The organism is Collinsella sp. AM23-17, assembly GCF_003470945.1.
GTDB lineage: Bacteria > Actinomycetota > Coriobacteriia > Coriobacteriales > Coriobacteriaceae > Collinsella > Collinsella aerofaciens_O.
The window spans coordinates 1-10256 of record NZ_QRHU01000035.1; the positions used below are offsets into that span (position 1 = coordinate 1).

Here is a 10256-nt window from a genome sequence, read left to right on the forward strand (position 1 = left end):
ATACGGGTGCATCATCGACGTCTTCAATACAGAAAATATCAGTGCGGAATGTTCCGGAGAGAAACCCCGTCACGCCCCCGGATTCCCTGCGTTTACGGCCTTGAGGTCGACGTGGGCGGAGGATTTGGTTGTTGGGAATACGTGTCCCGGTCGCTGTTTCGCGGCTTTGCCGCGAAAGGCGCGCCGCTTTGGGGCGAGTGGAGGATGTGGTTGTTGCAGTGGCTTGTCCCCTTCGCTGTTTCGCGCTTTGCGCGAAAGGCGCGCTACTTTGGGATGGGCGGGGAACGTGGTTGTTGCGGCAACTGATCCCCGCCACAAATTACCCTCGGCATACTTGCGCGAACGATTGCTCGTGCTACACTTGCAAGTGCTGTTTCAGGGCGGGGTGGAATTCCCCACTGGCGGTAAATCGGGCGGTGCCAAAGGGGTGCCGCGGAGCAGGCGAGATGCCTGCGGCCGAGCCGATGAGTCCGCGACCCGTGTGTGCGTTGGTTCGCATGCCGGCTGAACTGGTGAGATTCCAGTACCAACGGTTAGAGTCCGGATGAAAGAGGCAGGTGATCTTATGTCTGAACAGTCGCAGCATATCCATTTTGAGAACACGAATAGGTGGAGCACCAAACAGCTCGTTACCATGGCGCTGATGTGCGCCTTGGGCGCCCTGTTTATGTATGTGCAGCTGCCCATTCTTCCCTCGGCGCCGTTTTTGACGTATGACCCGTCGCTGGTGCCGGCGATGGTGTGCGGGTTTGCGTATGGTCCTGGTGCCGGCACTGCTGTTGCCGCCATGGCGATCGTTATCCATGCGCTCACCACGGGTGACTGGGTCGGCGCGCTTATGAACCTGGTTGCCACGCTGGGCTACATTCTGCCCGCGGCTATCGTCTACCAGAAGATGCATACCTATAAGGGTGCCGTGATTGGCCTGGTGCTCGGCGTCATTGCCGCTACGGCGTTGTCTATGGTCGCAAACCTTACCATTGGCGTATGGTTCTGGTATGGCTCGGTCGATGTGATCGCCCCGCTTATGATTCCTGCCGTGCTGCCGTTCAACCTTATCAAGACCGTGCTTAACTCGGTGTTGACGCTAGCGGTGTATAAAGCAGTCTCCAACCTCATCACGCCTAAAAAGGACCAGGTCAAAGGCCGCGCATGATTGAGTGTCGAGGCGTTTCCTTTAGCTATGACGGTGCCGTACCGGCACTCGACGGCGTCGATCTGAACATCGAGGACGGGGAGTTTTTCTGCATCCTCGGTGGCAATGGGTCGGGCAAGTCGACGTTTGCCAAGCATCTGAATGCGCTGCTGCAGCCCGATGCGGGCACGGTACGTATCAACGGTATGGATGCGTCCGATCCCGAGCTGGTCTACGACATTCGTTCGACCGCAGGCATGGTGTTCCAGAATCCCGACGACCAGCTGGTGGCAACGCTTGTCGAAGATGACGTTGCGTTCGGTCCCGAAAACCTTGGCGTGCCATCGGCGCAAATTGCGCAGCGCGTACGCGAGGCGCTGAAGGGCGTGGGCCTGGTGGGCTTTGAGCGCCACGAGACCCATGCGCTTTCGGGCGGTCAAAAGCAGCGTGTGGCGCTTGCCGGTGTGCTCGCCATGGAACCGCGCGTGCTCATTTTGGACGAGGCGTCCTCGATGCTCGATCCGCGCGGGCGCAAGGGCCTTATGAAGGCCTGTCACGTGCTGCACGAACGCGGCATGACCATCGTGATGATTACGCACTTTATGGAAGAGGCCGCCGAGGCCGATCGTGTCGCGGTGTTTCGGGCGGGGCGCGTTGCCATGCTCGGTACGCCCGAGGAGATTCTGACGCGGGCAGATGGGCTCGTGGAGCTCAACCTGGATATGCCGGCGTCGTGCTGCTTGGGCATGGCGCTTCGTGCGAAGGGCGTGCCCGTTCATGCGCGGGTGCGCGAGGCGGATATGGTCGCCGAGATTGCGCAGGTATATGCCGACCGGAGTGGGGAAGACACCGCAGGGCGGCCTTCTGCATCCGATTCTCGTGTGCTCGACAACGTCTCCTCTGCAACCGACGGGACAGCCGTGTCGGAGCCCGTCATCGAGATTTCGCACCTCTCGCATAGTTACTCGCTGAGTGCCCGCGAGCGCCGTCGATGGCGCAAGCGCTCGGCCACTGCGGGCAAATCGAGCAAACAGGCTCTCTGGGGAAACGACCCCAGCAGTCCGTGGGCGCTGCGCGATGTATCGCTGACGGTGCGTCGCGGCGAGTTCCTGGGCTTGGCAGGTCATACCGGTTCGGGTAAGTCGACGCTGGTCCAGCATCTCAACGGTTTGATTCGCCCCCAGGAGGGATCCGTTCGCGCGCTGGGGCTCGACCTATCAAACAAGAAAGACGCCGCTGCGGTTAAGGCCAAGGTCGGCGTGGTATTTCAGTATCCTGAGCGTCAGCTGTTTGCCGAAACCGTGGCGCAGGACGTGGCGTTTGGTCCGCACAACCTTGGCTTGCCGCAAGATGAAGTCGACCGTCGCGTCGAGTCGTCGCTCTCGCGCGTGGGCCTCGACCTTTCCACGGTCGGCGACAAGAGTCCCTTTGAGCTTTCGGGCGGTCAGCAACGGCGCGTGGCATTCGCCGGTGTGCTCGCCATGGAGCCCGAAGTCCTGGTGCTCGATGAACCCATGGCGGGGCTCGATCCGGCTGCGCGCAGGGATTTCCTTGAGCTTATCGATCGGCTTCACCGCGATGGCCTGACCGTTGTCATGGTTTCGCATAGTATGGATGACCTGGCCAACTGCTGCGACCGCATCGTCGTGATGAACGAAGGTGCGGTGTTTGCCGAGGGAACCCCCGCGCAGGTGTTTGCACATGCCGATGAGCTCAAGTCGATCGGCTTGGGCGTACCTGCTGCTCAGCGCATGGCGTTGGCGCTCGCGGAGGCGGGCGTGCCGCTGCGTTGCGGCGGGCTCTATACGGTTGAGTCGCTGGCCGACGAGCTGGCAGATTTGCTGATCGGTCGCTCAGACGGTCCTTCTAACGTCGCGGACATTGCTAAATCCAAGACGGTCGCGCGAGAGGAGGGCTGCTAATGGAGGCGTTTTCGTTTGGCAGCTACTATCCCGGCGATAGTGCGATCCACCGCCTGGACCCGCGAACTAAGTTGCTCTTGGGCTTTGTGTTTCTGATCACGACGCTCACGGTCAGCAGCTTCCGCGGACTGGCCCCGGTCGCAATCTTCGTTGTCCTGATCTATACCGTGTCCCGGGTGCCGTTGCGCCGGGTCCTATCATCGATGGCACCATTGCTGGCGATTGTCGTGGTGGTCGCAGTGCTCAACCTGTTTTCCGACCAGAGCGGGCGCATTCTGTGGCAGCTTGGCTTTTTGCAGATAAGCGAGGGCTCGCTGCATTCCGCCGCCTTTATGGCGTGCCGCCTGAGCTTGATGATGGCCGGCATGAGCGCCATTACGCTCACCACGCCTACGCTCGACCTCACCGCGGGCTTTGAGCGTCTGCTCGCACCGTTTGCGCGCGTGGGGCTCCCTGCGCATGAGCTCGGCATGATCATGGGCATCGCGTTGCGCTTTATGCCGCAGTTTGCCACCGAGATGAAGCAGACGGCGGACGCGCAGGCAAGCCGCGGTGCACGCGTAACGGGTGGCCCGCTCGGCGGCGTGCGTATGCTCGGCAGTGTGGCGATTCCACTGTTCACGGGCGTGTTCCGTCATGCCGAGACGTTGTCTGCCGCCATGGATGCACGCTGCTATCACGGCGAGCAGGGCCGCACGCGTCTGCATGCACTTGCATTTCGCCGCGGGGATGCGCTGGCTGCGGTTGTGACGATGCTGCTGTTTGCGTGTGTCATCGTCGTCAACCTTCAACTTGTTTAGGCGCGATTCGAGCGCAAGAAAGGGGTCCCTATGACCGACAACGACCGCACGGCTCAGCTTGAGCGCGCCTGTTCGTATCTCAGGCGCATTCCGGCGTGGTATCTGGCCACGACCGATGTGACCGACGGGCATCAGCCTCGCGTGAGGCCGTTTTCGTTTGCCATGGTCGATGACGGTAAGCTGTGGTTTTGCACGTCGCGCGACAAGGATGTGTGGGCGGAGCTGAGTGCGAATCCCAAGTTTGAGCTCTCGGGCTGGAAGCCGGGGGAATGTTGGATCGTGTTGACCGGCGAGGCCGCACTTGAGGACGACGCGGTTGCGAGCGACAAGGTGCGTCAAGCGGGTTTTAAGCACATGGTGGGCATCGGCGAGGAACACGAGAGTGCCAACGACGGCCGCCTTGCTTTCTTTTCGGTCCGCAACATTGCCGCGCGCTTCTGTGATATCGACGGCAGCGAGGAGCGCCTGGAGCTCTAGAGCGTCTCAAATTAACTACCCGTTCCGAATTAGCTAGCGCCAGGAGGACACATGGACGGATTGAGTACGGTGTTGGAGTATCTGACGTCGGTGCCGGCATGGTATTTGGCGACGAGCGTTGACGGACAGCCTCATGTGCGTCCGTTTTCGTTTGCGCAGATCCAGGACGGCAAGCTGTGGTTTGTAACAGCGCGCACCAAAGATGTGTGGCAAGAGCTGCTGCAAAACCAGCGCTTTGAGGCCACGAGTTGGTGGCCGGGCCATGGCTGGCTCATCTTGCGCGGGCGTGCCGGCTTGGATGACCGGGCTTTAGGCGAAATGCGCGAAGCTGGGTGGAAGCATCTAGAGCGCCTGGGCGAGCACTATGAGGGGCCTAACGACCCCACGCTCGTCTTCTTTAGCGTCGAGGATCCCGAGGCTTTTATCTGCAATCACGACGAATGGGTGCCGGTCGAGCTCTAGCCAGCTGGCTCATCCTAACAACTTGGTTTTCGCATGGGCGGGCCCCGTATTGCCCGGCGCCGTTAGGAGCGCCGGTCAATACGGGGCCCGCTCCATTTGTCAATTCCTTCAAGCGAATGTGTCGGGAATGTTTCAATGCATGAATATGCAAGCCATTTACGTATTCATGCATCTTTTGGTGCTAAAGTTTCAACCCACTTCATAACGACCGCTGCGAAATGCGCATCGGTGCATAAATCGCAGACAAGGAGTCTGATATGTCTTTGAAGGTTGGAATCGTCGGCGCGGCTGGATATGCCGGAGCCGAGCTCATTCGCCTCGTCCTCGGTCATCCCGAGTTTGAACTTGCTGCCATTACGTCCAACGCCGATGCCGGCCAGCCGTTGTCTGCGGTGCACCCGAGCTTCACCGGCGTAAGCGATCTTGTCTTTACGACGCATGATGCCCCTGAGCTCAAGAACTGCGACGCGGTCTTTTTGGCCGTGCCGCACACGGCTGCCATGGCACAGGTGCCCGCGCTGCTTGCATCGGGCGTCTCCTGCTTTGATCTTTCGGCCGACTACCGTCTGAACGACGCGTCCGTTTTTGAGGCTTGGTATGCCGCCGAGCATACGAGCCCCGAGCTGCTCAAGACCCGTGCCTTCGGTCTGCCCGAGCTGTTCTGCCAGGACTTGGAGACCGCCGCATCCGACCATGCCGACGGCAAATCCGTGCTGGTCGCCTGCGCCGGTTGCTATCCCACCGCAACGAGCCTTGCCGCCGCGCCCGCCGTGCGCGCGGGCTGGGTGGCCGAGAACGGCCCCGTGATTGTCGATGCCATTAGCGGCGTGACGGGCGCCGGTAAGTCCTGCAACGCCCGCACCCATTTTTGCAGCGCCGACGAGAACTTGGAGGCCTACGGCGTGGGCAAGCATCGCCACACGCCCGAGATTGAGCAAATCCTTGGCCTGACCGATCGCGTCGTCTTTACCCCGCACCTGGCACCGCTCAAGCGCGGTCTGCTCTCCACGGTGACGCTGCCGCTCACGCCGCAGGCTCTCGATACCTTGACCCTTGAGGACGTTGTCGACCATTACAAGCAGTTCTACGCCGGTCGCACCTTTGTGCGCGTGCTCGATGCCGGCCAGCAGCCCAAGACGGCTTCGGTCGTCGGCACCAACGCTGCCCAGATTGGCCTCGCGCTCAACAAGCGCGCGGGCGTGCTGGTGGCGACGGGTGCTATCGACAATTTGTGCAAGGGCGCTGCGGGCCAAGCAGTCCAGTGCGCCAATATCGTCTTTGGCTTTGACGAGCGACGAGGCTTGCCCACAGTGGCGTGCCCGGTGTAGCACATTCGATTGTTAACGATTTGGTAGTCGGGCATCGAATGGGGCGCCACTCTTAAGCTGGTCTCATGATCACGACTGGCATGGCGCACCAACCGATGTCCGTTTTTTGTTTGACATAAGGAGTCATAAAGACGATGAATACCGAGCTGTTTGATATCAAGATTCGCGCCGTCGAGGGTGGCGTTACGGCTGCGGCTGGTTTTAAGGCTGCAGGCATCCACGCTGGGTTCCGCAAGAACCCCGAGCGTCTGGATTACGCGCTCGTCGTGCCCGATAAACCCTGTCCCGGTGCTGGCGTGTTTACCACCAATCGCTTTTGCGCGGCGCCCGTGCAGGTGAGCCGTGCCAACCTGGGCGGTACCGACAAGGGGTACGGTATCATCGCCGGCATTTCGGTCAACTCTGGCAATGCCAACGCCGCCACGGGCGAGACGGGCCTTGCCTGCGCGCGCGAGACGTGCAACATCGCCTCGCAGGTCATCGGCTGCGAGCCCCAGCAGATTCTGGTTGCCTCCACGGGTGTGATTGGCCAGATTCTGTCGATCGACACGTTTGAGACCGCCATTCCTGCTGCCTACGAGGCGCTCTCCGCCCACGGTGGCGCCGATGCCGCTCGCGCCATCATGACGACCGACACGCACTCCAAGGAGTACGCCGTATCCTACGTCAGTGAGGCTGCGGGTCATGCGGGCAATGTCTATACGGTAGGCGGAATGTGCAAGGGCTCGGGTATGATCATGCCCAACATGGCCACCATGATCGCAGTTATCACCACCGATGCCCCCGTCGAGCCTGCGGCACTTCATGCCCTGCTGCTCTCGACCGTCAAGCAGACCTTTAACAAGGTAACGGTCGATTCCGACACCTCGACCAACGACACCTGCATCATGCTTGCCTCCGGCGCCGCTGCCGCAGATGCCGAGCCTATCGTTGAGGGCTCCAATGCCTTTGACGAGTTGGCATTTGCCGTGCACGAGGTGTGCGAGAGCCTGGCGCGCAATATCGCCGCCGATGGTGAGGGCGCATCCAAGCTTGTTACGGTCAACGTTACCGGCGCCGCTAACGACGAGGAGGCCGATATCGCCGCCCGTGCCGTTGCCAACTCGCCGCTCGTTAAGACCTGCATCGCCGGCCACGACTGCAACTGGGGCCGCGTTGCCATGGCGCTTGGCAAGTGCGGCGTGAAGTTTAATCAGGAAGACGTTTCCATCGACATGATGGGCATGCCTGTCTGTCGCGACGGTCTGACTGTTCCCTTTGACGAGGACGAGGCTCTACGACGTTTTGAGGCGCCCGAGATCGTGATCTCGGCCGACCTGGGCGCAGGCGACGCGGCAACGACCGTGTGGACCTGCGACCTCACGCATGAGTACATCTCCATCAACGGCGACTACCGTTCCTAGATTCCAGGCACGCTGCGCATCTTGCCGCGATTGCGGACAGCGGAGCACGGCGCGATAACGATACGAAAGACGAGGCAGACTATGAAATTCGCACGCGATTGTCGTTCGAGCGAATCCAACGAAGCAACCGCGCAGCTGCTGTTCGAAGCGCTGCCGTGGATTAAGAACCTGACCGGCAAGACGGTTGTTATCAAATATGGCGGAGCCGCCATGGTCGACGAGCAGCTGCGTCGCGACGTGATGAGCGACATCGTCCTGCTTAAGATCATCGGCATGCGCCCCGTTATCGTGCATGGCGGCGGCAAGGCTATCAACGAGGCGCTGAGCCACTATGACATCCCCGTCGAGTTTAAGAACGGCCAGCGCGTGACCACGCCGGCGACTATGGATATCGTGCGCGAGGTGCTGGGCGGCAAGGTTAACCAGGAGCTGGTTGTCGCCATCAACCACCACGGCAACCTGGCCGTGGGCGTGTCGGGCAGCGATGCTGGCACGCTCATCGCCGAGCCGCTCGACCCCGAGCTCGGTCGCGTGGGCAAAGTGACGCACGTTAACACCGACTATATCGAGCGCTTACTCGATAGCGAGTACATCCCCGTCATCGCTACCGTCGCGGCGGGGGAGGACGGCGGTTTCTTCAACATCAACGCCGATACCGCCGCCGGTGCCGTTGCGGCGGCGCTCCATGCGCATAAGGTGATCTTTTTGACCGATGTCGACGGCCTGTACAAGGACTTTAGCGACAAGGATTCGCTCATTTCCAACCTGACGCTCGACGAGGTTAACGAGATGCTCTACGGCGGCGAGGTCGATAAGGGCATGATTCCCAAGCTGCGTGCTGCCGTCGATGCGCTTGCCGGAGGCGTATTTCGCGCTCACATCATCAACGGTACCACGCCGCATTCGCTGCTGCTGGAGCTGCTGACCGACGCCGGCGTCGGTACCGTGATCCACTCCACCGAGACGGCTTACGAGTTCGATACGCATCCGCATCCGCTTTCGACCTTTGCGGCGCGTCTGGCCGAGAACCTCGACGAGGTCGAGGAGCTCCAGACGGTCTAGCTGACCGCAGCCGCCCAATTCCTGCACCCATAGGCCTGCGCCGTCCGGCGCTCAACGAAAGGCATTCCATGTCACTTGCAGCTCAGCAATCGCTTGAATCCAATTACGTTATGCATACCTTTGGCCGCTCTCCGGTCGAGTTTGTCGAGGGTCACGGCATGAAGCTCACCGGCGACGATGGCCGTGAGTACCTCGACTTTCTTGCCGGCATCGGCGTGTGCAGCCTAGGTCATGGTGACCCGGCCGTGCTCTCGGCGCTCGAGGCACAGACCAAAAAGCTCATGCATGTCTCCAATTACTTCTACATTGAGCAGCGCGGACAGGTCGCGGCGCTGCTGTCCAAGCTTGCTAACGACGACGTAGATGGTGCGCGCGTGCTTGCCGATGCCATTGCCGCCGGCGATGAGACCACGGCAGCTGCTCTTGGTGCCCCGGCTGCGGATGAGCAGGTTTGGGAGACCTTCTTTGCCAACTCCGGCGCTGAGGCCAACGAGGGCTCGATGAAGCTCGCGCGCCTGTACGCCAAACGTGCCGGTAACGGCGGCAACACTATCGTGTGCATGCGCGGCGGCTTCCACGGCCGTACGCTCGAGACCATTGCCGCCACCATGCAGGATTGGCTGCAGGATAGTTTCCGCCCGCTGCCGGGTGGCTTTGTGGCCTGCACGCCCAACGATATCGATGAACTGCGTGCGATCTTTAAGCAGCTGGGGAGCGAAATTTGTGCCGTGATGCTCGAGCCGATCCAGGGTGAGAGCGGCGTGCACCCCATGACCGAGGAGTTTATGGCGGCAGCGCACGACCTGGCACACGAAGTGGGCGCCGTGCTTATCGCCGACGAGGTCCAGTGCGGCATCTTCCGCTCCGGCAAGCCGTTTGCATTCCAAACCTATGGCGTGGAACCCGACATCATGAGCCTTGCCAAGGGCATTGCTGATGGCGTGCCCATGGGTGCCGTCGTGGCAAAGAAGGAGATTGCCGACGTGTTTAAGCCGGGCGACCACGGCTCGACCTTTGGCGGTAGCTGCTTGGCCATCGCGGCGTGTGCCGCGACGCTCTCCGCGCTCGTGCACGGCGATTATGCCGACCATGTTGCCAAGGTAGGCGCCTATATGGAGGCAAAGCTCGCCAAGCTGCCGAACGTGACCGAGGTGCGTGGCCGCGGCTTGATGCTCGGCTGCGATCTGGACGATACTGTGGGTGATGCACACGACGTTGTGGCCCGTGCATTGGGGGCTGGTGCCGTGATTAACGCTACGGGTGCCCATACGCTGCGTTTCTTGCCGCCGCTCGTCTGCGAGGAAGCCGACGTGGACAGTCTGATCGAGATCCTGTCGGACGTTTTGGCCTAACACAGCGAAATAACTTAACTTTGACCGGGTTCCGGACTGCGGACGTGCCCTATGTGGCATGATTCAGCGGTCTGGAGCCCGTTTTGCCTTAGATTTGCTAAGGCGGGGAGACCTGCTGGTCAAATAACATTAAATATGAGTACTGTTACCGATTTGGTCGCAGCAATTTTGGACTAATAAGACCAGATGGCAAGTCGAAATGGCGATGAATGCACGATTTTGATCCAATTGCTAGTCCTTATAATGGACATATGTTTCGTAACTGGTAGCGCACAGAGATGTGGTGTAAGAGGCGGGGCATGCCCCGCCTCTGCC

General features: G+C 60.6%; 9 protein-coding genes and 1 riboswitch. All 9 genes read left to right on the top strand.

Annotated features, from left to right (window positions below):
• Nucleotides 1–367 precede the first annotated feature (367 nt).
• A riboswitch (FMN riboswitch) is annotated at nt 368–560 on the top strand.
• Between the two features lie 5 nt (nt 561–565).
• The 9 genes from DW645_RS09485 to DW645_RS09525 all read left to right on the top strand — a co-directional run bounded on the left by DW645_RS09485 (nt 566) and on the right by DW645_RS09525 (nt 9941).
• Complete coding sequence (locus DW645_RS09485) at nt 566–1156, top strand: ECF transporter S component (RefSeq protein ID WP_055252299.1); 591 nt, start codon at nt 566–568, stop codon at nt 1154–1156.
• Entirely contained in the window at nt 1153–3057 is a 1905-nt protein-coding gene (locus DW645_RS09490) for an energy-coupling factor transporter ATPase (protein ID WP_118227326.1), read from the top strand. The genes DW645_RS09485 and DW645_RS09490 overlap by 4 nt, the downstream gene beginning before the upstream one ends.
• Nucleotides 3057–3857: an energy-coupling factor transporter transmembrane protein EcfT gene (locus tag DW645_RS09495; RefSeq protein ID WP_055252301.1), complete on the top strand. Its 801-nt coding sequence runs from the start codon at nt 3057–3059 to the stop codon at nt 3855–3857. The genes DW645_RS09490 and DW645_RS09495 overlap by 1 nt, the downstream gene beginning before the upstream one ends.
• A 30-nt stretch (nt 3858–3887) precedes the next feature.
• Nucleotides 3888–4334: a pyridoxamine 5'-phosphate oxidase family protein gene (locus tag DW645_RS09500; RefSeq protein ID WP_117563813.1), complete on the top strand. Its 447-nt coding sequence runs from the start codon at nt 3888–3890 to the stop codon at nt 4332–4334.
• Between the two features lie 51 nt (nt 4335–4385).
• Nucleotides 4386–4796, top strand: a complete 411-nt coding sequence (locus tag DW645_RS09505; RefSeq protein WP_117786922.1) for a pyridoxamine 5'-phosphate oxidase family protein — start codon at nt 4386–4388, stop codon at nt 4794–4796.
• Between the two features lie 257 nt (nt 4797–5053).
• Nucleotides 5054–6124, top strand: a complete 1071-nt coding sequence (argC, locus tag DW645_RS09510) for an N-acetyl-gamma-glutamyl-phosphate reductase (protein WP_117770107.1) — start codon at nt 5054–5056, stop codon at nt 6122–6124.
• Nucleotides 6125–6258: 134 nt separating this feature from the next.
• Nucleotides 6259–7527 (top strand): bifunctional glutamate N-acetyltransferase/amino-acid acetyltransferase ArgJ, encoded by a 1269-nt coding sequence (gene argJ / locus DW645_RS09515; protein WP_199570231.1) that lies wholly within the window; start codon nt 6259–6261, stop codon nt 7525–7527.
• An 81-nt stretch (nt 7528–7608) separates the two neighbouring features.
• Nucleotides 7609–8589: an acetylglutamate kinase gene (argB, locus tag DW645_RS09520; RefSeq protein ID WP_118227327.1), complete on the top strand. Its 981-nt coding sequence runs from the start codon at nt 7609–7611 to the stop codon at nt 8587–8589.
• A gap of 68 nt (nt 8590–8657) precedes the next feature.
• Complete coding sequence (locus DW645_RS09525; RefSeq protein WP_117786919.1) at nt 8658–9941, top strand: aminotransferase class III-fold pyridoxal phosphate-dependent enzyme; 1284 nt, start codon at nt 8658–8660, stop codon at nt 9939–9941.
• Nucleotides 9942–10256: the final 315 nt, after the last annotated feature.